Source organism: Rathayibacter sp. AC451, from assembly GCF_979253095.1.
Genome location: NZ_CEEDBD010000001.1, coordinates 934326 through 961034, shown reverse-complemented (window position 1 = coordinate 961034; position 26709 = coordinate 934326). Strand labels below are relative to the sequence as shown.

Here is a 26709-nt window from a genome sequence, read left to right as displayed (position 1 = left end):
AGCCGTGAGCCCCGCCGAGACCGGACCGGTCACGACCGGCAGCCGCCGTCCGTCGCCCCCCGAGGTCGACCGTCTCGCCGCGTCCGCCGCCGCGATCGCCGCCCGGCGCGCCCGTGCGGTCGTGAAGAAGCACGTCGCCTCGGGCGAGCGCCCGGCCACCGCCGTGCTCGCCGCGGCGCAGACCGACCCCACCGGAGTGGAGGGACGGATGCGCGTGAGCGAGTTGCTGCGCGCGGTCCCGGCTCTCGGGGTCGTGAAGACGCCGCGGGTGATGGAGCAGCTGCAGATCGCTCCGTCCAAGCGCCTCGGCGGTCTCGGCCGCCGCCAGGTGGAGGGACTGAACTCCTTCCTCGAGCAGCGGGAGGCGCGCCAGCGCCGCGGTGAGCGGACGCGCCTCGTCGTCCTCGCCGGGCCCACCGCCGTCGGCAAGGGCACCGTCTCCACCTACATCCGCGAGAACTACCCCGAGGTGCTGCTCTCGGTGTCGGCGACGACCCGGGCCCCGCGTCCCGGCGAGGTCGACGGCGTCAGCTACTACTTCGTCGACGACGCCGAGTTCGACCGCATGGTCGAGGCGGGGGAGTTCCTCGAGTACGCCACCGTGCACAACGCCTACCGCTACGGCACTCCGCGCGGCCCGATCGACGCCGCGCTCGCCCAGGGCCGGCAGGTCATGCTCGAGATCGACATCCAAGGGGCCCGGCAGGTCCGCGAGCGGATGCCGGACGCGCGACTGGTCTTCCTCCTGCCGCCCAGCTGGGACGAGCTCGTGCGCCGCCTGGTCGGCCGGGGGACCGAGAGCCCCGAGGAGCAGCAGCGCCGGCTGGCCACCGCACGGGTCGAGCTGGCCGCGCAGGACGAGTTCGATTTCGCGGTCGTGAACAGCACAGTGCCCGAAGCGGCCCGCGAGGTCGTAGAATTGATGTCGCCTCGTTCCGACGGCGCGCCCGCCGACCCGGGCCGCTGACGTCCGGGCCACCGACCACCTCCGGGCCGACGCCCCGACCGCCGACAGGGCCCAGCCCCGAGGCGCCGCCGCGTCGCGCGCCTCCGGAGCCGCAGATCGGCGCTCACGCGCCCCGCAGTGCTGACAAGCCAACAAGCTGACAAGCCAACAAGGAGACACCATGGCCAACAACCTCGGCATCATCGACCCGCCCATCGACGAGCTCCTCTCGAAGGTCGACTCGAAGTACGCGCTGGTGATCTTCGCCTCCAAGCGCGCGCGCCAGATCAACGACTACTACGCCGACCTCCACGAGGGCAGCCTGTTCGACAACGTCGGCCCGCTGGTCGACTCGACCATCGACGACAAGCCGCTCTCGGTCGCTCTCCACGAGATCAACGAGGACAAGCTCGTCGCCCAGCCCCTCGCCGAGTAGCACGGTCCTCCCCGGGTGCGCTCCTCGCGGAAGACCGCTCGGCGACTGAACGTCGTCGTCGGGATCACCGGCGGCATCGCCGCCTACAAGGCGGTCGGTGTGGTGCGAGCCCTGGTCCTCGAGGGCCACGACGTCCACGTCGTGGCCACCGAGGCCGCCCTCCGGTTCGTCGGCAAGCCGACGCTCGAGGCGATCTCGAGGAACGCCGTGCACACGGAGCTCTACGAGGGCGTCGCCGAGGTGCGGCACGTGGCGATCGGCCAGGCGGCCGACCTGATCGTGATCGCTCCCGCCACGGCGCACACCCTCGCGAAGCTCGCGACCGGCCTCGCCGACGACCTGCTCGGCAACACGGTGCTCGCGAGCACTGCGCCGCTCGTCGTCGCTCCCGCGATGCACACCGAGATGTGGGCGAACCCCGCCACCGTCGCGAACGTCGAGACGCTCCGCTCGCGCGGCGTGCACCTCGTCGGACCGGCCGTCGGGCAGCTGACGGGTACCGACTCCGGTGCCGGACGCATGGAGGAACCGGCGACGATCGTCGCCGAGGCCCTCGCCGTCCACCGCCGCGCGAGCGGTGCGAAGCGCGACCTGGAGGGCCTGCGGGTCCTCGTCACCGCGGGCGGCACCCGCGAGCCGCTCGACCCGGTCCGCTTCGTCGGGAACCGCTCGAGCGGCCGGCAGGGCGTCGCCCTCGCCCTCGCGGCGGCGGCCAGAGGAGCCAGCGTGACCCTCCTGGCGGCGAACCTCGACATCGAGACGCCGCGCGGAGTGACGGTCGTCCCCGTCGGCACCGCCCTCGAACTCCGCGAGGCGGCGCTCTCCGCCTCGGCCGACGCGGACATCGTCGTCATGGCCGCGGCTGTGGCCGACTACCGCCCCGCCGACGTCTCGGAGTCGAAGATCAAGAAGGAGCAGCAGGGCGACCGCCTGGTCCTCGAGCTCGTGAAGAACCCCGACATCCTCGCCGAGATCGCGGCCGCCCGGGCGGGGAACCAGCTCGTCGTCGGGTTCGCCGCCGAGACCGAGCCCGACCGCGAGGCGATGCTCGCCCTGGGCCGCGCGAAGATCGCGCGCAAGGGCTGCGACCTGCTCGTCCTCAACAGGGTCGGCTGGACCGAGGGTTTCCAGAGCGACAGCAACTCCGTCGTGGTCCTCGATCGGGCCGGGGATATAGTGATCGAGGCTTCCGGCACCAAGGCGTCGGTGGCCGACCGCGTCCTCGACGTGGTCGCGCGCTAGCCGACGGCGGCTGCTCTCAGGCGGGTCCCGCGCGTGCGCGGACCAGATCCGAGCGCGGCCCCTCCGCCGGTCGGGCGCGGAACACCCCGAGCCCGACGATCCGTGTCCGCACGACGCCGCGCCCCGCTGCCGTCGTCGGTGGTCCTCGCTCCTCGTGGGCCGACCGCGCTCGACGCCCCGGCCGAACAGTCCCCGGAACGAAATGAGACCCTCCGCATGACCTCCTCCGGACCCCTCCGTCTGTTCACGTCCGAGTCCGTGACCGAGGGGCACCCCGACAAGATCTGCGACCAGATCTCGGACCGCATCCTCGACGCCCTGCTCCGCGAGGACCCGAAGAGCCGCGTCGCCGTCGAGACCCTCGTCACCACCGGCCTCGTGCACGTCGCCGGCGAGGTCTCGACCTCCGGCTACGTCGAGATCCCCAAGATCGTCCGCGACACGATCGTCGAGATCGGCTACGACTCCTCCGAGAAGGGCTTCGACGGCCGCTCCTGCGGCGTCTCGGTCTCGATCGGCCAGCAGTCGCCCGAGATCGCCGCCGGCGTCGACACCGCCCTCGAGGTCCGCACCGACTCGTCCGACGACGACGCCTTCGACCGCCAGGGAGCGGGCGACCAGGGGCTCATGTTCGGCTTCGCCACCGATGAGACCCCCGAGTACATGCCGCTGCCGAGCTGGCTCTCGCACCGTCTCGCCGAGCGCCTCGCCGCCGTCCGCAAGTCGGGCGAGCTCGAGTACCTCCGTCCCGACGGCAAGACCCAGGTCACCATCGGCTACGACGGCACGACGCCCCGCTCCATCGACACGGTGGTCCTCTCGACGCAGCACGCCGAGCACGTGAGCACCGAGACGATCCACGCCGACATCGAGGCGCACGTGATCCGACCCGTCCTCGAGACCGTCGACCTCGACTCCTCCGCGGTGCGGCTGCTGATCAACCCCACCGGGCGCTTCGAGATCGGCGGCCCGCAGGGCGACGCCGGGCTCACCGGCCGCAAGATCATCGTCGACACGTACGGCGGCGCCTCGCGGCACGGCGGCGGCGCCTTCTCGGGCAAGGACCCGTCGAAGGTCGACCGCTCGGCCGCCTACGCGATGCGCTGGGTCGCCAAGAACGCCGTCGCGGCCGGGCTCGCCCGCCGCCTCGAGGTGCAGGTCGCCTACGCGATCGGCAAGGCCGCTCCCGTCGGCCTCTACGTCGAGTCCTTCGGCACCGGCACCGTTCCCGACGAGCAGATCACCGAGGCGATCCGGTCCGTCTTCGACCTGCGCCCCGCTGCGATCATCCACGCGCTCGACCTGCTGCGCCCCATCTACTCGCAGACCTCGGTCTACGGGCACTTCGGCCGCGAGCTCCCCGACTTCACCTGGGAGCGCCTGGACCGCGTCGACGACCTCCGCTCCGCCGCGGGCCTCTCGTAGCGGGCCCGGCGCAGGCGGTGGAGAGCCCCTCCGGCGCGTCGGCCGTCGTCGCGCGCGTCCTCCTGGACTCGCCGCTGCCCCAGCTCGACCGGCTCCTGGACTACACGGTCCCGCCGCCGCTGCAGGCGCAGGTGCGCCCGGGTGTCCGCGTGCGCGTCCCGTTGCGCACCGGCGGCCGCATCGCCGACGCCTTCGTGGTCGAGGTCGGCGAGGGATCCGAGCACGCGGGCGCGCTCAGCGAGCTCGAGGAGCTCGTCTCGCCGGTGGTGGTCCTCACCCCCGAGGTGTGGGCGCTGGCCCGCCGCGTCGCCGATCGTGCGGCCGGGGGAGCGAGCGACGTCCTGCGCCTCGCGGTGCCGCGCCGGCACGTGCGGGTCGAGAAGGCGCACCTCGCGGCGGAGCGGGCGGTCGTCCCGGTCCCGGTGGCGTCCGCACCGGTCGCCGGCTACGCCGACGGCGCCTTCGACGCGCTGCCCCTCGGCGGGCGGCTCGCCGTCGGAGCCGTGCCCGCCCCCGTCCAGCTCTCCACCGGGACCTGGATCGGCGGCTGGGCGCTGACCCTCGCCGAGCTCGCGCGCAACGCGGTCGTCGCGGGCGGCGACGCGATCCTCGCCGTGCCGGACTACCGGGACCAGGAGCAGCTCGAGCTCGCCCTGGCCGACCTGCTGCCGGCGGAGCTGGTGGTGCGCCTCGACGCGCGGCAGAAGGGCGCCGAGCGGTACGCCGCGTTCCTGCGCTGCCTCGGTCCCGGACCGCGCGTGATCGTGGGCAACCGCTCGGTCCTGTACGCACCCTCGACGTCGCCCGGGCTGATCGCCCTCTGGGACGACGGGGATCCGCTCTTCGCCGAGCCCCTCGCCCCCTACGCCCATGCCCGCGACGTCGCCCTCGTCCGCCAGGAGCAGAGCGGAGCCGGCCTCGTCCTGCTCGGCCACACCCGCACCGTGGAGGTCGAGCGCCTCGTCGAGATCGGCTTCGCCGCCGAGGTCGAGCCGCGTCCCGCGCGCCGCCCCCACGTCGTTCCCACCGCGCAGCAGTCCGCAGTCGACGAGCACGACGCCGCCGCCCGCATCCCGTCCTCCGCCTGGCGGCAGGCGCGCATCGGCCTCGACTCCGGTCCCGTGCTGGTGCAGGTCGCGCGCCCCGGGTACGCGCCCGTCGTCGCCTGCGCCCGCTGCCGCACGGTCGCGCGCTGCAACCGCTGCCAGGGACCGCTGGCCGTGCACTCGGCGGGTGCGCGGCCCAGCTGCGGCTGGTGCGGGCTGATCGCGGCGGAGTGGAGCTGCTCCGTCTGCGAGGCCACCTCGCTCCGTCTCGTGACCCTCGGCGCCGGCCGCACCGCGGAGGAGCTCGGGCGCGCCTTCCCGGGTGCCAAGGTCGTCGTCGCCGACGGTCAGCGGCCGGTGCTCACCCTGACCGACGAGCCGGCGCTCGTCGTCGCGACCCGGGGCGCCGAACCGCGGGCCGACGGCGGCTACCACGCCGTCCTCCTCCTCGACGGCGAGCGGATGCTGGCGCGCGAGAGCCTGCGGGTGGCCGACGACGCCCTGCGCACGTGGTCGAACGCGGCCGCGCTGGCCAGGCCCGGGGCCCCGGTGCTGCTCGTCGGTGTCGGCGGGCGGATCGCCACCGCCCTGGCCACCTGGCGGCAGGCCGAGTACCTCCGCGCCGAGCTGCTCGAGCGCCGGGCCCTGCGCTTCCCGCCCGCGGTGCGCCTGGCCACCGTGAGCGGCGACGCGCACGCGGTCGAGGAGGCGCTCGAGGCGCTGGACGAGAGCGACCGGCACGAGGTCCTCGGACCGGTCGGGCTCGAGGACGGCTCCGTCCGGGCCATCGTGCGCTTCGACTACGCTCGCGGTGCGGAGGTGGCCGCCCGGCTCCGGTCCGCCGTCGTCCGCAACGCCACCCGCCGCCGTCGGCCGCCGACCACTCCGGGCCGCTTCCGACCGGCCCCGAAGCTGCGGGTCCGCCTCGACGATCCCGACATCCTCTAGATCCGCCCGCACCACCGCCACTCAGGAGCCCACCCCGTGCGCCTCGTCTTCGCCGGCACGCCGGCCCCCGCCGTCCCGACCCTGCGGGCGCTCGCCGCCTCCGACCACGAGGTGGTCGCCGTCGTCACCCGCGAGGACGCCCCCGTGGGCCGCAAGCGCGTGCTCACGTCCTCTCCCGTCGCCGTCGTTGCGGAGGAGCTCGGACTGCCCGTCCTCAAGGCGAACCGCCTCGACGAGGTCGTCACCGACCGGATCGAGGCCCTCTCGCCCGATCTCGGCGTCATCGTCGCGTACGGCGGACTCGTGCGCGCGCGACTGCTCGCGGTGCCGGCGCACGGCTGGATCAACCTGCACTTCTCCCTCCTCCCGCGCTGGCGGGGAGCGGCTCCCGTGCAGCGCGCCCTGATGGCGGGGGAGGAGACGATCGGCGCGAGCGTGTTCCAGCTGGTGGCCGAGCTCGACGCCGGGGACGTGTTCGCCGAGCTGGCCGAGGAGGTGCGCGGCCGGACGGCGGGGGAGCTGCTGGAGGTCCTCGCGGCGTCGGGTGCCGCTCTCACGACCGAGGTCGTCGACGCGATCGCCGCGGGGACCGCCGTGTCCGTGCCGCAGTCCGGCGAGGTGACGCTCGCCCCCAAGCTCGACGTGTCCGACGGGCGCCTGGACTGGAGCGCGTCGAGCGGACGCGTCCTCGCACTGATCCGCGGGACGACGCCGGAGCCGGGCGCCTCCACCGCCCTCGGCGACGCCCGGCTGAAGGTGCTGGCGGCTCGCGCGGTCGAGGAGGCGCCGGCGCTCGAGCCGGGCGCGGTCCTCGTGGAGCAGGGCCGCGCGCTCGTGGGCACCGGCGACGGAGCCGTCGAGCTCGTCACCGTGCAGCCGGCGGGCAAGAAGCCGATGGCCGCCGCCGACTGGGCCAGGGGCCTGCGCGAGAGCACGGTGCTGCGATGAGCGCCCGTCGCGAGGTCGCCCCCGCCCGCCGGGTCGCGTACGACGTCCTGCGCGCCGTCAGCGGGTCGGACGCCTACGCCAACCTCGTCCTCCCCGGCCGGATCCGCGCCGCAAGACTCCCGCCGGCCGACGCCGGACTCGCGACCGAGCTCTGCTACGGGACGCTGCGCATGTCCGGCTACTACGACCGCGTGATCGTGCTCGCGGCCGGGCGGGCGATCGAGTCGATCGACGAGCCCGTCCTCGACGCCCTCCGCCTCGGCGTGCACCAGCTCCTCGGCACCCGCGTCGCTCCGCACGCGGCGGTGAACGAGAGCGTCGCCCTCGTAGCCGCCGATGCGTCCCGGGGGGCGGTCTCCTTCGCCAACGCCGTGCTCCGGAGCGTCTCGCGGGGCTCGGCCGAGGAGTGGCGCGAGCGCGTCTCAGCCGCGGCGGTCTCGGCCGATGACCGCATCGCGGCCCTCAGCTCCCACCCGCTCTGGATCGTCAAGGCGCTGCGCCGCGCTCTGGCGGCGGAGGGCCGCGCCGACGAGCTGGACGCTCTTCTCGCGGCCGACAACGCGGCTCCGCGGGTGAACCTCGTCGCGCTCCCCGGTCTCGCCGACGCCGCGGACGTGCCCGATGCCGCCGCCGACCGCTGGTCCCCGGTCGGCCTCGTGAGCACGGGAGGCGACCCCGAGGCCGTCGACGCCGTGCGCGAGGGGCGCGTGCGGGTGCAGGACGAGGGCTCGCAGCTCGCGGCGCTGGCGCTGTCGCGAGCACTCCCGGTCCGCGAGGGGGAGCGCTGGCTCGACCTCTGCGCCGGCCCCGGCGGCAAGGCGGCCCTCCTCGCGGCCGAGGCGCGCCTGGGCGGCGCGTCGCTCCTCGCGAACGAGGTCGTGCCCGGCCGCGCGGGTCTCGTCCGCCAGGCCCTCGCCGCAGTGGACCCGGACGTCCAGGTGCGCACGGGCGACGGCCGTGATCTCGGCGTCGAGCAGCCCGGTGCCTTCGATCGGATCCTCCTCGACGCCCCCTGCACCGGGCTGGGAGCCCTGCGCCGACGACCGGAGGCGCGCTGGCGCAAGACAGCGGCCGACGTGGAGCCGCTCGCGTCCCTTCAGGGCGAGCTGCTCGACTCGGCGCTCCAGGCGCTCGCCCCGGGCGGCGTTCTCGCCTACGTCACGTGCTCGCCGCACCTCGGCGAGACGCGACGGGTCCTCGCTCTGGCCCAGGAGCGCTACGGGGACGGCCTCGAGCTGATGGACACCCCGGAGGTCCTCCGGCGCGTGACGCTCGACGAGCTCGATCTGCCGGAGGGGGCGCGCCACGTGCAGCTCTGGCCGCACCGCCACGGCACCGACGCCATGTTCATCCAGCTGCTGCGGCGCGCGGATCCGGCCGGGGCGATCTCCTAGGCTGGTCGGCATGCCCGCACGGATCAACCCCAGCATCCTCTCCGCCGACTTCGTCAACTTCGAGGCCGAGCTGCAGCGGATCGCGTCGGCCGATCTCGTGCACGTCGACGTGATGGACAACCACTTCGTCCCGAACCTCACGTTCGGGCTGCCCATGGTGCAGCGCCTCCAGGAGGTCACGCCGCGCCCGCTCGACGTGCACCTGATGATCGAGGACCCGGACCGCTGGGCGCCCGGGTACGCCGAGACGGGCGCCTACTCCGTCACCTTCCACGCCGAGGCGGTGCGCGACGCCGTGGCCCTGGCGCGCCGGCTCCGCGACATCGGCTCGCGCGCGGGGATCGCCCTCAAGCCCGGGACGGCCGTCGAGGAGTACCTCGAGCTGCTGCCCGAGTTCGACCAGGTGCTCGTGATGACGGTCGAGCCCGGCTTCGGCGGCCAGTCCTTCATGGAGGAGACGATGCCCAAGCTGCACGCGCTCCGCCACGCCGTCCGCGACTCCGGGCTCGACGTCTGGCTCCAGGTCGACGGAGGGATCGCCCCCGGCACCATCGAGATCGCCGCCGAGGCGGGCGCCGACACGTTCGTCGCCGGTTCGGCCGTCTTCGGCGCCGACGACCCCGAGAAGGCGATCGCCGCCCTCCGCGACACCGCGTCCTCGATCCTGCACCGCCACTGATCCTGCCCCGGGGCGCCGCGCGTATAGACTTCCCCGGTGAAAACTTTCGACGACCTCTTCGCTGAGCTGGGCGAGAAGGCCGCCGCGCGCCCCGAGGGGTCGGGCACGGTCCGCGAGCTCGACGCCGGTGTGCACTTCATCGGCAAGAAGATCGTCGAGGAGGCCGCCGAGGTCTGGATGGCCGCCGAGTACGAGGGCGACGAGCGCACCGCCGAGGAGATCTCGCAGCTGCTGTACCACCTCCAGGTGCTGATGCTGGCGAAGGGCCTGACGACGGCCGACGTCTACCGACATCTGTGAGCCTCCCTCCGATCGCCGGAGTGCGCCGACGCTCCGTCGCCGCGCGCTCCCACGCACATCGAGGCGCGTCCGCGACCGCCGTGTCGACGACGAGACCGCCGCTCACCGAATCACCCTCGAGCTCCAGAGGACGTCCTGCCGTGACCACCACCCCGCCCGCGCTCCTGCGCGTCGCCGTTCCCAACAAGGGTTCGCTCTCCGAGACCGCCGGCCAGATGCTGGCCGAGGCCGGCTACACCGGCCGCCGCGACCCCAAGGAGCTGCACGTCGTCGACGAGCGCAACGGCGTCGAGTTCTTCTACCTCCGGCCGCGCGACATCGCGACCTACGTCGGCTCGGGCGCCCTCGACGTCGGAGTGACGGGCCGCGACCTGCTCATCGACTCGGGCTCCGAGGCCCGTGAGATCGCGAGCCTGGGCTTCGCGAACTCGACCTTCCGCTTCGCCGGCCCCGCGGGCCGCTACACGGACCTCTCCGAGATCGACGGCCTGCGCGTCGCCACGAGCTACCCCGGCCTCGTCGGGTCCTTCCTCCGCGAGCACGGAGTCGAGGTGTCGCTCATCCGCCTGGACGGAGCGGTCGAGTCCGCGATCCAGCTCGGAGTGGCCGACGTGATCGCCGACGTCGTCGAGACCGGCACCACGCTCCGCAAGGCCGGACTCGAGATCTTCGGCCCGGTCATCCTCGACTCCACCGCCGTGCTCGTCTCGGCCGCGGGGGAGCCCGAGGGCATCCCCGTCCTGCTGCGCCGCCTCCAGGGCGTGCTGGTCGCCCGCGAGTACGTGCTGCTCGACTACGACTGCCCCGTCGCCCTCCTCGAGGCCGCGACGGACATCGCACCGGGCTTCGAGTCGCCGACCGTCTCGCCGCTGCACGACGCCGACTGGGTCGCCGTCCGCGTGATGGTACCGCGCGCCGACATGAACCAGGTGATGGACCGCCTGTACGACCTGGGCGCCCGCGCCATCCTGGTCACGTCGATCCACGCCGCGCGCCTCTAGGACGGCAGCGATGAGCCTCGCCGTCCGCGTCATCCCGTGCCTCGACGTCGCCGCCGGGCGCGTCGTCAAGGGCGTCAACTTCCAGAACCTCCGCGATGCCGGCGACCCGGTCGAGCTCGCCCGGCTCTACTTCGAGCAGGGCGCCGACGAGCTGACCTTCCTCGATGTGACCGCGACGGTCGACGACCGCTCCACCACCTACGACGTGGTCCGCGCGACGGCCGAGCAGGTCTTCATCCCGCTGACGGTCGGCGGCGGCGTGCGCGGCGTCGACGACGTGTCGCGCCTGCTCGCGCACGGCGCCGACAAGGTGGGCGTCAACTCCGCCGCCCTCGCCCGCCCGGCGCTCGTCGGCGAGATCGCCGACGTCTTCGGGGCGCAGGTGCTCGTCCTCTCGCTCGACGTCAAGCGGAGCGACGCCACGCCGTCCGGGTTCGTCGTCACGACCCACGGCGGTCGCCGCGAGACCACCGTCGACGCCCTCGCGTGGGCGGCCGAAGCCGTCGAGCGCGGGGCCGGCGAGCTGCTCGTCAACTCGATCGACGCCGACGGCACCAAGCAGGGCTTCGACCTGGAGCTGGTCGCCGCGATGCGCGAGGTCAGCTCGGTGCCGGTCATCGCCTCCGGAGGCGCCGGCGCCGTCGAGCACTTCGCGCCCGCGATCGAGGCGGGCGCCGACGCCGTGCTGGCGGCCTCGGTCTTCCACAACCGCGAGATGACCATCGGCGACGTGAAGCGCGCCCTCGACGGCGCAGGCCTGGAGATCCGACGATGACCGATCCCGAGCTCGACGCCGTCCTCGACCGCGCGACCTTCGACGCCGCCGGGCTGCTGCCCGCGATCATCCAGCAGCACGACACCCGCGAGGTGCTGATGATGGGCTGGATGGACCGCGAGGCCTTGCGCCGCACGCTCACCGAGGGCCGAGTCACCTTCTGGTCGCGCTCACGACAGGAGTACTGGCGCAAGGGCGACACGTCCGGCCACGCCCAGTACGTGCGCGGAGCGGCCCTCGACTGCGACGCCGACGCGCTCCTCGTGCAGGTCGAGCAGATCGGTGCCGCCTGCCACACGGGGGAGCACTCCTGCTTCGACGTGGACCCGCTCGACGCCGTCACCTCCGAGGAGCCGTGAGCGCTCGGCGGCTCAAGTACGGGGCGATCCTCGGGATCGTCCTGCTGGCCGCGCTCGAGCTGACCTCCTCGACGCAGACGTGGTTCGTGCTGACGCTCGCCGGTGCGACCGACGGTCTGGACGTCGCGGGCACGGTGGCGGCTCCCGCGCTCTCGGCGCTCGCGCTGGCCGGTCTCGCGCTCGCTGCGGCCCTGGCCATCGCCGGCCCTGCGTTCCGCATCGTGCTCGGCCTCCTGCAGGTCGTGCTCGGCGCCTTCGTGGTCCTGGCGGCGTCGACGGCCCTCAGCGACCCGGTGCGCGCCGGTTCCTCCGTCGTCACGGAGGCGACGGCCATCGCCGGCGAGCAGTCGGTGGCCGCCCTCGTGGGATCGTCGACCGCGACCGCGTGGCCCGTCGTCGCTCTCGTCGCGGGCGCCCTGACGGCCCTGCTGGGCGTCGGAGTGCTCGCGACCGTCCGCCGCTGGCCGGACGCGCGGAAGAAGAAGCGCGTCTCCCGCTTCGAGCCCGCCGACGGCTACGGGCACGGCGCCTCGACCGTCGAGACGGACGACGGCACGATCGATCCCGTCGTCTCCTGGGACGAGCTCTCCCGGGGCGACGACCCCACGTCGGGACGCTGACGACCCGCCCCGAGCGCGGGGAGCCCTCGGGCGCGAACCGCTAGACTCGTGGGGTCCCGATGCACGTCCAGGAGGAGAACCATGAGCACCGAGCACGACGAAGACAGCCACGGCCACTCGCCGGCCGCGTGGACGGCCGTCGTCATCATGCTGGTCGGGTTCACGATCGGCACGATCGCCTTCTGGTTCGACGTCCCGCTCGTCGTCTGGCTCTCCGCCGGTCTCGTGATCGTCGGCCTCCTCGTCGGCATGGGCATGGCCAAGGCCGGCTACGGAGTGAACGGCTCCAAGGCCAACCCGAAGGCGCGCGCCTAGGTGCTCACCGATCTGACCGCCGGCGCTCTGGCCGACGCGGCGACGCGCCGCGAGACCGTCCCGCTCGCCGAGGTCGAGCGGCGGGCCGCTCTGCGCGCTCCCGCGATCGACGCCCTGGCCGCGCTGGCTCCGGGCGAGCGCGTCCGGATCATCGCCGAGGTGAAGCGGTCGAGCCCGTCCCGCGGCGCCCTCGCCGAGATCCCCGACCCCGCAGCCCTGGCGTCGCAGTACGAGCAGGGCGGAGCGAGTGCGATCAGCGTCCTCACCGAGGAGCGCCGCTTCAAGGGGTCGCTCGCCGATCTCGAGTCGGTCCGCGCGCAGGTGTCGATCCCCGTCCTGCGCAAGGACTTCATCGCCGAGCCCTACCAGGTGCTCGAGGCCCGTGCGGCGGGAGCCGATCTCGTGCTCCTCATCGTCGCGGCGCTCGAGCAGAGCGTCCTGAGCGAGCTCCACGCCCTGATCCTCGACCTCGGCATGACCCCGCTGGTCGAGACCCACTCGGCCGACGAGCTGGAGCGCGCCTCGGACCTCGGCGCCCGTCTCATCGGCGTGAACGCCCGCGACCTGTCCACCTTCGAGCTCGACCGCGACCTCTTCGGCCGCCTCTCCGAGCGCTTCCCCGCCGACGCGGTGAAGGTCGCCGAATCGGCGGTCCTCTCCGCCGACGACGTGGCCCACTACAGGCGCTCCGGCGCCGACGTCGTCCTCGTCGGGGAAGCCCTCGTCACCGGCGGCGACCCCGTTTCCACCCTCGCCAGCTTCCTGGCGCACTGACACCGACTGGCGGTACTGCCATGGCCCTCCGAGACGAACTCGGCCCCTACTTCGGCGACTTCGGCGGTCGCTACGTCCCCGAATCCCTCGTGGAGGCGCTCGATGAGCTGAGCGCCGAGTACGAGCGCACGAAGATCGACCCCGAGTTCCATGCGGAGCTCATGGAGCTGCACCGCAGCTACACGGGCCGGCCCTCGATCATCACCGAGGTGCCTCGCTTCGCGGCGCACGCCGGCGGTGCGCGCATCATCCTCAAGCGCGAGGACCTCAACCACACCGGCTCGCACAAGATCAACAACGTGCTCGGCCAGGCGCTCCTGACCAAGCGCATCGGCAAGACCCGCGTGATCGCCGAGACCGGAGCGGGCCAGCACGGCGTCGCGACGGCCACGGCCGCGGCCCTCTTCGGCCTCGAGTGCGTCGTCTACATGGGCGAGGTCGACACCGAGCGCCAGGCGCTCAACGTCGCCCGCATGCGACTGCTCGGCGCCGAGGTCGTCTCGGTGACGACCGGATCGCGCACCCTCAAGGACGCGATCAACGACGCCATGCGCGACTGGGTGACGAACGTCGAATCGACCAACTACATCTTCGGCACGGTCGCGGGTCCGCACCCGTTCCCCGCCCTCGTGCGCGACTTCCAGAAGATCATCGGCGAGGAGGCGCGCGAGCAGGTCCTCGAGCTCACCGGATCGCTCCCCACGGCCGTCACGGCCTGCGTGGGCGGCGGCTCGAACGCCATGGGCATCTTCCACGCGTTCCTCGACGACCCCGAGGTCCGACTCGTCGGCTTCGAGGCCGGCGGCGACGGCATCGACACCCCGCGCCACGCGGCGACGATCAGCAAGGGCCGTCCCGGCGTCCTGCACGGCGCGCGCAGCTTCCTCCTGCAGGACGAGGACGGGCAGACCGTCGAGTCGCACTCCATCTCGGCAGGCCTGGACTACCCCGGTGTCGGACCCGAGCACGCCTGGCTCGCGAGCATCGGCCGCGCCGACTACCGCGCCGTGACCGACGGCGAGGCCATGGACGCGCTCAAGCTCCTCAGCCGCACCGAGGGCATCATCCCCGCGATCGAGTCCGCGCACGCCCTCGCCGGCACGCTGGTGCTCGGGCGAGAGCTGGGGCCGGAGGCGACGATCCTCGTCAACCTGTCGGGACGCGGCGACAAGGACATGACGACGGCCGCGCACTACTTCGGCCTGATGGACCAGCGAGCGGTGCAGTCGTGAGCGGAGTGGGGCCCAGCGTCGCCGAGACCGTCCGCCGGCGCAACACCGAGGCCGCAGGGGCCCTCATCGGGTACCTCCCCGTGGGCTTCCCCGACCTCGCGACGAGCATCGACGCCGCGGTCGCCATGGCCGAGAACGGCGTCGACGCGATCGAGCTCGGACTGCCCTACTCCGACCCCGTCATGGACGGTCCGGTGATCCAGCAGGCGACGCAGACCGCGATCGCCGGCGGCTTCAAGCTGCGTCACGGCTTCGAGGCCGTGCGCGAGATCCGCTCCCGCGTCGACGTGCCCGTGCTGGTCATGACCTACTACAACCCCGTGCTGCAGTACGGGGTGGAGCGCTTCGCGACCGACCTCGCCGAGGCGGGCGGGTCGGGTCTCATCACCCCCGACCTCATCCCCGACGAGGGCGCGGAGTGGATCGCCGTCTCCGAGCGCCTGGGCCTGGACCGGGTGTTCCTGGCCGCACCGTCCTCGACCGACGAGCGCCTGCGCCAGGCCGTCTCCTCGAGCCGGGGCTTCGTCTACGCGGTGTCCACCATGGGCATCACGGGAGCGCGCACCGACGTCGACACCGCCGCTCGGACGCTCGTCGACCGCCTCCGCTCCGCCGGGTCCGAGAGCGCCTGCGTCGGCCTGGGCATCTCGACGGGGGAGCAGGTCGCCGAGATCCTCGCCTACGCCGACGGCGCCATCGTCGGCTCCGCCCTGGTGCGCGCTCTCGCGTCCGGAGGAGTCGACGCCGTGGCAGAGACGGCACGCGGTCTGGCCGACGGCACGCGCCTGCGCGCCTGACGGCTCCCACTACAATCGCAGTGCCCGTCGGGGCGCGACGTCGTCGTGCCCGGGGAACCCCTCCGTTCGAAAGGTCGACGTACCGGTGTCCGTACCGCTGAGCATCCCGAGCCCGCCCGAGGCGTGGAGTCAGTACGACTTCACGCTCTTCGACCGGACCTTCTCGATCCACACCTACGCGCTGTGCATCCTCGCCGGCATCGTCGTCGCGACGATCATGACGAACGCACGACTGAAGCGCCGCGGCGCCGAGCCGTGGGTCGTGCTCGACATCATCATCTGGGCGGTCCCGCTGGGCATCGTGGGGGCGCGGATCTACCACGTGCTCACCCACCCGGGCGACTACTTCTACGACGGCGCGGATCTGCTGCGCACGCTCTACATCTGGGAGGGCGGCAACGCCATCTTCGGCGGGCTGATCGGCGGTGCCGTCGGCGCCTGGATCGGCTGCCGGTGGACCGGGGTGCGTTTCTGGACCTTCGCGGACGCCCTCGCGCCCGGCATGCTCGCCGCCCAGGCCCTCGGCCGCCTCGGCAACTGGTTCAACGTGGAGCTCTACGGACTGCCCACGACGCTGCCCTGGGGCCTCGAGGTCCCGACCTCGAACCCCGCGTACCCGGTCGGGCTGCCCGAGGGCACGCTGTTCCACCCGACCTTCCTCTACGAGATCCTCTGGAACGTCGTCGGCATCGCGGTGATCCTGCTGCTCGAGCGCCGCCTGAAGCTGCAGTGGGGCACCGTCTTCGCCGCCTACCTCATCTGGTACGGCGTCGGCCGCGTCTGGTTCGAGTCGATCCGCGTCGACCCGAGCGAGGTCTTCTGGGGCATCCGGACGAACGTCTGGGCCGCGCTGCTCGCCGTCGTGATCGGCCTTGTCCTCGTGATCGTGCAGAAGCGCGAGCACACCGGCGCGGAACCGTCCGCCTACCGCCCCGGCAAGGAGTGGAAGCCGGCCGAGGCTGCGGTAGAATTCGAGGACGTCGAGTCCGACTCGCACGCACCCACCACTGCTGCTTCCGGCGCCGACGCCGAGAAGCCGACGGTCTCCCGCACCTGACGGAGGCCGCGGGACTCCCGCGGCCGATGATCCGGTGCCCGACAACCGCACGATCGCACTCCACGGCTCAGCCACAAGCGCTGCCGCGTGTCGTCCGTGCGGTCACGCCGACGGCGCGTGACCCCCACGACACGGCCCTCCCGATCGGGGAGCCGACCCTCCATCACCACCCTGCGGGCCAGCGACGTCCCCATCCGCCACAACTCTCGTGAGGACGGTTCCTGACATGGCACCCGCCCAGCCCTCGCCCCGCGTCCCCGTCGTGCCGTTCCTCGGCACTCCGCCCGCCCAGGGCATGTACGACCCTGCGGCCGAGAAGGACGCCTGCGGTCTCGCGATGGTCGCCACCATGCGCGGCACCGCCGGGCACGACATCATCGACGCGGCCCTCGACGCCCTGCGCAACCTCGAGCACCGCGGCGCGGTCGGCTCCGATGCGGGCACCGGGGACGGCGCCGGCATCATCACGCAGATCCCGGACGACTTCCTCCGTGCGGTCGCGGCCTTCGAGCTGCCGCCGCTCGGCCAGTACGCCGTCGGCAACGCGTTCCTCCCGGTCGACGTGTTCGAGCGCGAGCGCGTCAAGTCGACGATCGCCGACATCGCCCGCGAGGAGAGCCTCACCGTCGTGGGGGTGGCGGTCCGTCCCGGTGCAGCCGGACGAGATCGGCACCCTCGCCCGCGCGGCGATGCCCGCGATCGAGCAGCTCTACGTGCGCAGCGACCTCACCGACGAGACCGGGACCCCGCTCTCCTCGGTGCGCCTGGATCGGCTGACCTTCCGCCTGCGCAAGCGCGTCGAGCGCGAGCTCGAGGTGTACTTCATGTCGCTCTCGAGCCGCACGCTCGTCTACAAGGGCATGGTGACGACGCTCCAGCTCGAGCCGTTCTACCCGGACCTCCAGGACGAGCGCTTCACCTCGAAGCTCGCGCTCGTGCACTCGCGCTACTCGACCAACACCTTCCCGTCGTGGCCGCTCGCGCAGCCGTTCCGGATGATCGCGCACAACGGCGAGATCAACACGGTGCAGGGCAACCGCAACTGGATGCGCGCACGCCAGTCCCAGCTGAAGAGCAAGGAGCTCGGCGACCTCTCGCCGCTGTTCCCGATCGTCTCTCCCGGGCGCAGCGACTCCGCCTCGTTCGACGAGACCGTGGAGCTGCTGAACCTCGCCGGCCGCTCGCTGCCGCACGCGATCATGATGATGGTGCCGGAGGCGTGGGAGAACCAGGCCGCCGCGATCGACCAGAAGCGCCGCGCGTTCTACGAGTACCACTCGATGCTCATGGAGCCGTGGGACGGCCCCGCCGCCATCGTCTTCACCGACGGCGAGCTCGTCGGCGCCACCCTCGACCGCAACGGACTCCGTCCGGGACGCTACGTCGTGACCGACGACGGCCTCGTCGTGCTCGCGAGCGAGATCGGCGTGCTCGACATCGACCCCGCGAAGGTGGTCCGCAAGGGCCGCCTCCAGCCCGGACGCATGTTCCTGGTCGACACCGAGCAGGGCCGCATCGTCGAGGACGAGGAGATCAAGGGGCAGCTCGCCGAGTCCGGTCCCTTCGAGGAGTGGCTCGACAAGGGCCGGATCAACCTCAAGGACCTGCCCGAGCGCGAGCACATCGTGCACACGCCGGCGTCCGTCAACCGCCGTCAGCGCACGTTCGGCTACACCGAGGAGGAGGTCCGCCTCCTCCTGCTGCCGATGGCGAAGGCCGGCGCCGAGCCGCTCGGAGCGATGGGCTCCGACACGCCCGTCGCCGTACTGTCCAAGCGCCCCCGTCTGCTGTTCGACTACTTCACCCAGGCGTTCGCGCAGGTCACCAACCCGCCACTCGACTCCATCCGCGAGGAGGTCGTCACGTCGCTGCGCCTCGGGCTCGGCCCGGAGCGCAACCTGCTGTCGGCCGGGGCCGAGCACGCCCGTCAGGTCGTCCTCGACTTCCCGGTGATCGACAACGACGAGCTGGCCAAGATCCAGCACATCGCTCCGCGTCCGCTCAGCCACATCACCACGACGATCCGCGGCCTCTACCGCGTCGACGCCGGTCCCCGCGCCATGCAGGACCGCATCGACGAGATGTGCAGCGAGGCCGACGAGGCGATCGCGGCCGGTGCGCAGTTCCTCGTGCTGTCGGACCGCGACTCCACGAAGGACCTCGCTCCGATCCCGTCCCTGCTGATGCTCGCGGCCGTGCACCACCACCTGATCCGCACCGAGAACCGGATGCGCGTCGGGCTGGTCGTCGAGGCCGGCGACGTCCGCGAGGTGCACCACGTCGCGACCCTGATCGGCTACGGTGCGTCCGCCGTCAACCCGTACCTCGCCATGGAGACCTGCGAGCAGCTCGTGCGCAGCGGCATGCTCTCGGACATCTCGCCCGAGAAGGCCGTCAAGAACGTGATCAAGGCGCTCGGCAAGGGCGTGCTGAAGATCATGTCCAAGATGGGCATCTCGACGGTGTCGAGCTACGCCGGAGCGCAGACCTTCGAGGCCGTCGGCCTCAGCCAGGCCTTCGTCGACCAGTACTTCACCGGAACCGTCTCGAAGCTCGGCGGCATCGGGATCGACGTCGTCGCCGAGGAGAACGCCGCGCGCCACCGCGCCGCGTACCCCGAGGACGGCGCGGTCGTCGCCCACGAGCGCCTCGCGGTCGGCGGCGAGTACCAGTGGCGCCGCGACGGCGCCCCGCACCTCTTCAACCCCGACACCGTCTTCCGACTGCAGCACTCCACGCGCAACCGCCGCTACGACGTGTTCCGCGAGTACACGAAGATGGTCGACGACCAGGCGAGCTCGCTCATGACCCTGCGCGGCATGTTCACCCTCGACACCGAGGGGCGGACGCCCGTGCCGATCGACGAGGTCGAGCCGGTCGAGTCGATCGTCAAGCGCTTCTCGACCGGTGCGATGAGCTACGGCTCCATCTCGCCGGAAGCGCACGAGACGCTCGCCATCGCGATGAACCGCCTCGGCGCCAAGTCGAACACCGGCGAGGGCGGCGAGGACACGGAGCGACTGCTCGACCCCGAGCGCCGTTCCGCGATCAAGCAGGTCGCCTCGGGCCGCTTCGGCGTCACGAGCATGTACCTCACCCACGCCGACGACATCCAGATCAAGCTCGCCCAGGGCGCGAAGCCCGGCGAGGGCGGTCAGCTGCCGCCGACCAAGGTGTACCCGTGGATCGCGCGCACCCGTCACGCGACCGCCGGCGTCGGCCTCATCTCGCCGCCGCCGCACCACGACATCTACTCGATCGAGGACCTCAAGCAGCTGATCTTCGACCTCAAGCGCGCCAACCCCTCCGCCCGCATCCACGCCAAGCTGGTCAGCCAGTCCGGCATCGGCGCGGTCGCGGCAGGAACGGCGAAGGCCCTGGCCGACGTCATCCTCGTCTCGGGCCACGACGGCGGCACGGGCGCGAGCCCGGTCAACTCGCTCAAGCACGCGGGCACGCCGTGGGAGCTCGGTCTCGCCGAGACGCAGCAGACGCTCATGCTCAACGGCATGCGCGACCGCGTCGTGGTGCAGGTCGACGGTCAGATGAAGACCGGCCGCGACGTCGTGATCGGCGCGCTGCTCGGAGCCGAGGAGTTCGGCTTCGCGACCGCTCCGCTGATCGTCGAGGGCTGCATCATGATGCGCGTCTGCCACCTCGACACCTGCCCCGTCGGCGTCGCCACGCAGAACCCGGAGCTGCGCAAGCGCTTCTCGGGCAAGCCGGAGTTCGTCGTCAACTTCTTCGAGTTCATCGCCCAGGAGGTGCGCGAGTACCTCTCGCAGCTCGGCTACCGCAGCATCGACGAGATCGTCGGCCACCGCGAGCTGCTCGACGTCAACCAGGCGATCGAGCACTGGAAGGCGAGCGGCCTGGACCTCACGCCGATCCTCGTCGGCCCCGTCTTCACGGCCGAGGAGCCGCGCCGCCACGGCCGCGCCCAGGAGCACGAGCTCGAGAAGCACTTCGACAACGAGCTCATCCGCCTCGCGGCGAACGTGCTCGATCACCGAGGCACCGTCAGGATCGAGCGCGAGATCAAGAACACCGAGCGCGCGGTCGGCACCATGCTCGGTCACGAGGTCACGGTGCGCTACGGCGAGAACGGCCTGCCGGCCGACTCCATCGTCGTGTCGCTGCGCGGCTCCGCCGGGCAGTCTCTCGGCGCCTTCCTCCCCGCGGGCATCACCCTGCGGCTCGAGGGCGACTCGAACGACTACGTCGGCAAGGGCCTCTCGGGCGGCCAGATCGTGGTGCGGCCCGACCGCCGCAGCACCTTCGACGCCTCGACCAACGTGATCGCGGGCAACGTCATCGGCTACGGGGCGACCCAGGGCACGATGTTCATCCGCGGCATGGTCGGCGAGCGGTTCCTCGTCCGCAACTCCGGCGCGACGGCGGTCGTCGAGGGCGTGGGCGACCACGCGCTCGAGTACATGACCGGCGGCCTGGCCGTGATCCTCGGCGACACGGGTCGGAACCTCGGCGCGGGCATGTCCGGTGGCACGGCCTACGTGCACGGGCTCCAGCGCGAGCTCGTCAACCGCGACGCCCTCGCCTCTGGGGAGCTCACGCTCTCGGCGCTCGACAGCGCCGATGTCGAGATGCTCCGCGACCTTCTCGAGCGCCACGTCGCCGAGACCGAGTCCACCCTGGCCCAGGGCATGCTCGACGATTTCGACGGAACCGTCTCGCGTTTCGTCAAGGTACTGCCCCGCGACTTCGCCGCGGTGCTCGCGACGCGTGCATCCGCTGTCGAAGAGGGGCTCGACCCCGACGGCGACGTCGTCTGGGGACGGATTCTGGAGGTGACCGGTGGCTGATCCCAAGGGGTTCCTGAAGGTGCAGGACCGGGAGCTGCCCAAGCGGCGCCCGGTGTCCGTGCGGCTGATGGACTGGAAAGAGGTGTACGAGCAGGGCGATTCCGCCGTGCTGCGACGCCAGGCCGGACGCTGCATGGACTGCGGCATCCCGTTCTGCCACAAGGGCTGCCCGCTCGGGAACCTGATCCCGGAGTGGAACGACCTGATGTGGCGCGGCGAGGGCCGCCAGGCCATCGAGCGACTGCACGCGACCAACAACTTCCCGGAGTTCACCGGCCGGCTCTGCCCGGCTCCGTGCGAGTCGTCGTGCGTGCTCGGCATCAACCAGCCCGCGGTCACGATCAAGCAGATCGAGGTCTCGATCATCGACCAGGCCTTCGGCAACGACTGGGTGCAGCCGCACCCGCCCGAGCGCCTCACCGGCAAGACGGTGGCGGTCGTCGGCTCCGGGCCCGCCGGCCTCGCGGCCGCGCAGCAGCTCACCCGCGCCGGGCACACCGTCGCGGTGTACGAGCGCGACGACCGCATCGGCGGACTCCTGCGCTACGGCATCCCGGACTTCAAGATGGAGAAGAAGCACCTCGAGCTGCGGCTGAACCAGATGAAGGCCGAGGGCACCCGCTTCCGCGCGGGCGTCGACATCGGTCAGGACATCACCTGGGACGATCTCCGCGCGCGCTACGACGCCGTCGTGGTCGCGACCGGTGCCCTCGTGCCGCGCGACCTGCCGATCCCGGGCCGCGACCTCTCGGGCGTGCACTTCGCCATGGAGTACCTCGTGCAGTCCAACCGCGTGCTCGCGGGCGACACCGTCTTCGAGCAGATCAGCGCGGAGGGCAAGCACGTCGTGGTCCTCGGCGGCGGCGACACCGGAGCCGACTGCATCGGCACCGCGCACCGCCAGAAGGCCGCGTCCGTCACCAACCTGGCGATCGGCAAGCAGCCGCCGTCGGAGCGACCGGACAGCCAGCCCTGGCCGATGGACCCGACCGTGTTCGAGGTCTCGAGCGCCCACGAGGAGGGCGGCGAGCGGATGTTCCTCGCCTCCACCGTGGAGTTCCTCTCGAACGAGGTCGGCGAGGTGCGCGCGGTGCGCGTCGCCGAGACCGAGTACCTCGACGGGCGCCGCGTCCCCAAGAGCGGCACCGAGCGCGAGATCCCGGCCGACCTGGTCCTGCTGGCCCTGGGCTTCACCGGCCCGGAGTCGGACCGCCTGGCAGGTCAGCTCGCCGTGCCGTTCACGGACCGCGGCAACGTCGACCGCGGCGCCAACTTCGAGACGACCGCCCCCGGCGTGTTCGTCGCCGGAGACGCGGGCCGCGGCCAGTCCCTCATCGTGTGGGCGATCGCCGAGGGCCGCTCCGTCGCGGCCGAGGTCGACCGCTACCTCGAGGGCACCACGCAGCTCCCCGCGCCCGTCGGCCCGAACGACCGCGGCTTCACCCTCTAGTCGCGCCGAGGCGATAGTCTCGCGCTGGCAATCCCTGCTCACCCTCCCCGCTAACGACGCGCCTCCGGGCGCAGAACAACGGAGCACCCCCTCAATGAGACGAGCGAAAATCGTCGCCACCCTCGGCCCGGCAACGTCGTCGTACGAGACCATTCGTGCGATCATCGACGCCGGCGTGGACGTGGCCCGCATGAACCTCAGCCACGGCAGCTACGACGTCCACGAGGGCATCTACCGCATCGTCCGAAAGGCGGCCGACGACGCCGGACGCGCGGTCGCGATCCTGGTCGACCTCCAGGGCCCGAAGATCCGCCTCGGCAAGTTCGAGGGCGGCCCGTACGCCCTCGCCGAGGGTGACGTCTTCACCATCACGACCGAGGACGTCGTGGGCACCAAGGAGCTCTCGGGCACCACGTTCAAGGGCCTGCCCGATGACGTGAACCCGGGCGACATGCTCCTCATCGACGACGGCAAGGTCGCGGTCCGCGTCACGGCCGTCGAGGGCCCCCGCGTCGTCACCGAGGTCGTCGTCCCCGGCAACGTCTCGAACAACAAGGGCATCAACCTGCCCGGCGTCGCGGTGAACGTCCCCGCGCTGTCGCAGAAGGACGAGGACGACCTCCGCTGGGCGATCCGCCTGGGAGCCGACATCATCGCGCTGTCCTTCGTCCGCAACGCCAGCGACATCACCCGCGTGCACGAGATCATGGCGGAGGAGGGCCGCAAGGCTCCCGTCATCGCCAAGATCGAGAAGCCGCAGGCGGTCGACAACCTGCAGGAGATCATCGACGTCTTCGACGGCATCATGGTCGCCCGCGGCGACCTGGGCGTCGAGCTGCCCCTCGAGGCGGTCCCGATCGTGCAGAAGCACGCCGTCGAGCTCGCGCGCCGCTGGGCCAAGCCGGTCATCGTCGCGACCCAGATGCTCGAGTCGATGATCGAGAGCCCGCGCCCCACCCGCGCCGAGGCCTCGGACGTCGCGAACGCGATCCTCGACGGTGCCGACGCGGTCATGCTCTCGGGCGAGACCAGCGTCGGAGCCTGGCCGGTCGTCACCGTCCAGACCATGGCGCGCATCGTCGAGTCGACCGAGGAGCACGGCCTGGAGCGGATCCCCCCGCTCGGCAGCAAGCCGCGCACCCAGGGCGGATCCGTCACGCTGGCCGCCGCCGAGGTCGCCGAGTTCGTCGAGGCGAAGTTCCTCTGCGTGTTCACCGAGTCGGGCGACTCCGTGCGCCGCATGACCCGCCTGCGCCACGGCATCCCCATCATCGGCTTCACGCCGGAGCCGGCGGTCCGACGCCGCATGGCGCTGAACTGGGGCGTCCAGTCCTTCGTGACCCCGCGCGTGAACCACACCGACGCGATGTTCGCGCAGGTCGACGCCGTGCTCCTCAACAAGGGCCTCGCCAAGCCGGGCGAGACGGTCGTCGTCGTCTCCGGATCGCCCCCGGGCGTGCCGGCACCACGAACGACATGCGCGTGCACGTCGTCGGCTCCTCCAGCTCGGTGGAGCCCGTGGAGAACTGGGACCACTGAGTTCCTGAAGGGCCCGGTCGCTTCGCGACCGGGCCCTTCGACGTTCTCCTCGTTCCTCGTCGATCGTCGCGCGGTCGGCTACCGCGCATGGGCGCCGGGGGAGGAGCGGGTCGCGTTCCGGGTACGACGATCCGCTCGCACGCGGATCGCCGGTGACCCGTGCCACCTTTTTCGACGTTCTCCTCGTTCCTCGTCGGACGTCGCGCGGTCGGCTTCCGCAGAGGGTTGCGCGGAGAGGAGCGGGTCGCGTTCCGGGTACGACGATCCGCTCGCACGCGGATCGCCGGTGACCCTCGGAGGGGCCAGGCTGGTCGTCCGCTCCCCTGCGGGAGCAGGAGCTCCGACGGCGACCTCTCTAGTCGAGAGGCGCAGGGTCTGGACCACGAGTTCGCCCCGCCTCTCTGCTGGTCGAGGAGGCGCGCAGCGCCGTATCGAGGCCCGCGTCCGCCCGGGTGTCGGATTCCGCTGGCGCGGGCGGGCTGGTGATCGCTCCGCCCGAGGGAGGCGGGAGGGCTCGGGTCGGCGTTGCTCGCCTCTGCTCCGTCGCGTTCGGAACCGAGGGCGGGAACGGCTCTCGAGGCCGCAACGGACCCCGCGGGCTCTCTCGACCTCGGTTGCGGACGACTCCGTGGGTGCCGAACGGTCGCAGAGCGGCGGCAGCCGTGGCCCTCCGGCGCGTCAGGCGGGCGTCCGGGGCGTGGCCGCGTGTCCGGAGCGCTGTCGCCACCGCGCTACCGTGGGCGCATGCGACTCGGCGTGCTCGACATCGGCTCCAACACCGTCCACCTGCTCCTCGTCGACGCTCATCCCGGAGCCCGCCCCGTCCCGTACCGCTCGCACAAGCGCAGCCTCGCGCTGGTCGCGTACCTCGACGCCGCAGGAGACATCACCGAGGAGGGTCAGCGCGAGCTGATCTCGTTCGTCGCGGAGGCGCGCGACGTCGCTCGCGAGCACCGCGCCGAGGACGTCCTCGCGTTCGCGACCTCGGCGATCCGCGAGGCGGGCAACGGCGCGGAGGTCCTCGCCCGCGTCCGCGACGAGACCGGCGTGCACCTCCAGGAGCTCGGCGGAGAGGCGGAGGCGTCGGCCACCTTCCTGGCCGTGCGTCGCTGGTTCGGCTGGGGCGCCGGCTCGATCCTCGATCTCGACATCGGCGGCGGCTCGTTCGAGCTGTCGATGGGCGTGGACGAGGTGCCGGAGCTGGCCGTCTCGGTGCCGCTGGGCGCGGGACGCGTGACGCGCGACCTGCTGCAGGGCGACCCTCCGTCGGCCGTGAGCGTCAAGGCCGCACGACGGCACGCCCGTGATCTGCTCGCCGACCCCGCCCGCGCGTTCCTCGCGCTGGGCCGTCCCGATCTGGTGGCCGGCACGTCGAAGACGTTCCGCTCGCTCGCGCGCATCACCGGCGCCGCTCCGAGCGCCGCGGGCCCCCTGGTGCGCCGCGAGCTGCACCTCGTCGACCTGCGGCTCTGGAGCTCGCGACTGGCGGCGATCAGCGCGGCCGACCGCTCCGCGCTGCCCGGCGTCTCCTCCCTCCGCGCGCCGCAGCTGCTCGCCGGCGCCCTGGTGGCCGAGGCCGCCATGGACGCGCTCGGCGTCGAGAAGCTCGTGATCTGCCCGTGGGCCACCCGCGAGGGGCTGATCATCCGCCGTTTCGAGCTCCTCGACGCGCAGCTGCAGCGCGAGGACCTTCAGCTGAGCGCGATGCTGTAGGAGAAGGCCCGCTGCTCGCCCGGTGCCAGCACGAACTGCCCGGGCTTGTCGACGATGTCGCCGTCCCAGCCCGCCGGGGTGGGGATGCTGCGCCAGGGCTCGATGCAGACGAACGGGGCGCCGACCGGCTTCCAGACGCCGACGACGTCGAAGTCACCCGCGTCGACGGTGATCGAGCGGGCTCCGTCGGCCTCGAGGGTCATCACGCGGCGCTTCGGCGTGTCGAAGATCATCGCATCCTCCTCGAACCAGGCGTCGTCGACGACGAGAGCGCCGTCCTCGAGCGGCGAGGGGAAGCGCGGGTCCGCGAGCAGGTTCCCCGGCGCGCGGCGGAAGCCCTCGGGCTCCTCCTCGGCGAAGCGGATGCGGTGCTCGCCGCTCCCGCCCGGGAGCGGCAGCGCGAACGCCGGGTGGTTGCCCACCGACGCGCCCAGCGGCCCGGTTCCGCGGTTCTCGACGGTCTGCGTGATGCGCAGCGTCGATCCGGTGACGGCGTAGGCGACGAGCAGAGTCCAGTCGAACGGGAAGACCTCGCGGGTCGCGGCGTCACTGCGCAGTCGGAACACGGCCTCGTCGCCCGAGCCGCCCGCGAGCTCGAACACCCGATCGCGGGCGAAGCCGTGCTGACCCATCGGGTAGGAGACGCCGTCGTGGTGGAGGGTGTCGTCGGGCAGGCGGCCGATGATCGGGAACAGGACGGGCGCGTGCCGCCGCCACTCCGGGCCCGCCTGCCAGAGGTACTCGAGCCCGGCGGCGTCGCGCAGCGAGGTGAGCTCGGCTCCGGCCGTGGTGACGGAGACGCGGAGCTCGTCACTCCCGATCTCGAGGCGGACGGGGCTGGGGGAGTCGCTCGTGGTCATGCGACGATTCTCCTCGCCGCCGCCGTCCTG

Annotated in this window: 21 protein-coding genes and 2 pseudogenes; 22 read left to right on the top strand and 1 reads right to left on the bottom strand. The window is 72.3% G+C overall.

Annotation, left to right across the window (positions count from 1 at the left end; all coding sequences use genetic code 11):
- Positions 1-4 precede the first annotated feature (4 nt).
- The 22 genes and pseudogenes from gmk to AC0CID_RS04420 all read left to right on the top strand — a co-directional run bounded on the left by gmk (position 5) and on the right by AC0CID_RS04420 (position 25819).
- Positions 5-967, top strand: coding sequence for a guanylate kinase (gene gmk / locus AC0CID_RS04525; protein WP_465228047.1), 963 nt, complete (start codon positions 5-7; stop codon positions 965-967).
- A gap of 160 nt (positions 968-1127) precedes the next feature.
- Positions 1128-1382: a DNA-directed RNA polymerase subunit omega gene (rpoZ, locus tag AC0CID_RS04520; protein WP_055791825.1), complete on the top strand. Its 255-nt coding sequence runs from the start codon at positions 1128-1130 to the stop codon at positions 1380-1382.
- A 45-nt stretch (positions 1383-1427) separates the two neighbouring features.
- Positions 1428-2624: a bifunctional phosphopantothenoylcysteine decarboxylase/phosphopantothenate--cysteine ligase CoaBC gene (gene coaBC, locus AC0CID_RS04515; RefSeq protein WP_465228046.1), complete on the top strand. Its 1197-nt coding sequence runs from the start codon at positions 1428-1430 to the stop codon at positions 2622-2624.
- A gap of 216 nt (positions 2625-2840) precedes the next feature.
- Positions 2841-4049 carry a methionine adenosyltransferase gene (gene metK / locus AC0CID_RS04510; RefSeq protein ID WP_207402657.1) on the top strand — a complete coding sequence of 403 codons (1209 nt, stop codon included), beginning with the start codon at positions 2841-2843 and terminating at the stop codon, positions 4047-4049.
- A gap of 17 nt (positions 4050-4066) precedes the next feature.
- The gene (locus AC0CID_RS04505; RefSeq protein ID WP_465225910.1) at positions 4067-6043 is read left to right on the top strand and encodes a primosomal protein N' family DNA-binding protein; all 1977 of its coding nucleotides are present in this window, start codon (positions 4067-4069) and stop codon (positions 6041-6043) included.
- A 36-nt stretch (positions 6044-6079) separates the two neighbouring features.
- On the top strand, positions 6080-6991 hold the full coding sequence (fmt, locus tag AC0CID_RS04500) for a methionyl-tRNA formyltransferase (RefSeq protein ID WP_465225909.1): 912 nt from the start codon (positions 6080-6082) through the stop codon (positions 6989-6991).
- Entirely contained in the window at positions 6988-8385 is a 1398-nt protein-coding gene (locus AC0CID_RS04495) for an RsmB/NOP family class I SAM-dependent RNA methyltransferase (protein ID WP_465225908.1), read from the top strand. The genes fmt and AC0CID_RS04495 overlap by 4 nt, the downstream gene beginning before the upstream one ends.
- Positions 8386-8395: 10 nt before the next feature.
- A complete protein-coding gene (rpe, locus tag AC0CID_RS04490) occupies positions 8396-9064 on the top strand; it encodes a ribulose-phosphate 3-epimerase (RefSeq protein WP_465225907.1) in 669 nt (222 codons plus the stop codon).
- 36 nt (positions 9065-9100) lie between these two features.
- Positions 9101-9364: a phosphoribosyl-ATP diphosphatase gene (locus AC0CID_RS04485; protein ID WP_055791842.1), complete on the top strand. Its 264-nt coding sequence runs from the start codon at positions 9101-9103 to the stop codon at positions 9362-9364.
- Between the two features lie 140 nt (positions 9365-9504).
- Entirely contained in the window at positions 9505-10365 is an 861-nt protein-coding gene (hisG, locus tag AC0CID_RS04480; protein ID WP_207402652.1) for an ATP phosphoribosyltransferase, read from the top strand.
- A gap of 10 nt (positions 10366-10375) precedes the next feature.
- Positions 10376-11140 (top strand): imidazole glycerol phosphate synthase subunit HisF, encoded by a 765-nt coding sequence (gene hisF, locus AC0CID_RS04475; protein ID WP_465225906.1) that lies wholly within the window; start codon positions 10376-10378, stop codon positions 11138-11140.
- Positions 11137-11499 (top strand): phosphoribosyl-AMP cyclohydrolase, encoded by a 363-nt coding sequence (hisI, locus tag AC0CID_RS04470; RefSeq protein WP_251942592.1) that lies wholly within the window; start codon positions 11137-11139, stop codon positions 11497-11499. Before hisF ends, hisI begins: the two co-directional genes overlap by 4 nt.
- Positions 11496-12119: a Trp biosynthesis-associated membrane protein gene (locus tag AC0CID_RS04465; RefSeq protein ID WP_465225905.1), complete on the top strand. Its 624-nt coding sequence runs from the start codon at positions 11496-11498 to the stop codon at positions 12117-12119. Before hisI ends, AC0CID_RS04465 begins: the two co-directional genes overlap by 4 nt.
- Before the next feature lie 81 nt (positions 12120-12200).
- Positions 12201-12434, top strand: a complete 234-nt coding sequence (locus tag AC0CID_RS04460; protein WP_056867205.1) for a DUF6704 family protein — start codon at positions 12201-12203, stop codon at positions 12432-12434.
- Positions 12435-13208 (top strand): indole-3-glycerol phosphate synthase TrpC, encoded by a 774-nt coding sequence (trpC, locus tag AC0CID_RS04455; RefSeq protein ID WP_207402648.1) that lies wholly within the window; start codon positions 12435-12437, stop codon positions 13206-13208.
- Between the two features lie 20 nt (positions 13209-13228).
- Complete coding sequence (gene trpB / locus AC0CID_RS04450) at positions 13229-14440, top strand: tryptophan synthase subunit beta (protein WP_465225904.1); 1212 nt, start codon at positions 13229-13231, stop codon at positions 14438-14440.
- A complete protein-coding gene (trpA, locus tag AC0CID_RS04445) occupies positions 14437-15237 on the top strand; it encodes a tryptophan synthase subunit alpha (protein ID WP_207402646.1) in 801 nt (266 codons plus the stop codon). Before trpB ends, trpA begins: the two co-directional genes overlap by 4 nt.
- 85 nt (positions 15238-15322) lie before the next feature.
- Entirely contained in the window at positions 15323-16294 is a 972-nt protein-coding gene (lgt, locus tag AC0CID_RS04440; protein ID WP_465225903.1) for a prolipoprotein diacylglyceryl transferase, read from the top strand.
- Positions 16295-16520: 226 nt separating this feature from the next.
- A pseudogene (gene gltB / locus AC0CID_RS04435) lies at positions 16521-21117 on the top strand (glutamate synthase large subunit).
- A complete protein-coding gene (locus AC0CID_RS04430) occupies positions 21110-22567 on the top strand; it encodes a glutamate synthase subunit beta (RefSeq protein WP_465225902.1) in 1458 nt (485 codons plus the stop codon). The pseudogene gltB and the gene AC0CID_RS04430 overlap by 8 nt, the downstream one beginning before the upstream one ends.
- A 94-nt stretch (positions 22568-22661) precedes the next feature.
- Positions 22662-24106 (top strand): annotated as a pseudogene (gene pyk / locus AC0CID_RS04425) (pyruvate kinase).
- A gap of 744 nt (positions 24107-24850) precedes the next feature.
- Positions 24851-25819, top strand: a complete 969-nt coding sequence (locus AC0CID_RS04420) for a Ppx/GppA family phosphatase (protein WP_465225901.1) — start codon at positions 24851-24853, stop codon at positions 25817-25819.
- Here AC0CID_RS04420 and AC0CID_RS04415 read toward each other — a convergent pair.
- The gene (locus tag AC0CID_RS04415) at positions 25798-26679 is read right to left on the bottom strand and encodes an aldose 1-epimerase family protein (RefSeq protein WP_465225900.1); all 882 of its coding nucleotides are present in this window, start codon (positions 26677-26679) and stop codon (positions 25798-25800) included. The two genes, AC0CID_RS04420 and AC0CID_RS04415, sit on opposite strands and share 22 nt — an antisense overlap.
- Positions 26680-26709: the final 30 nt, after the last annotated feature.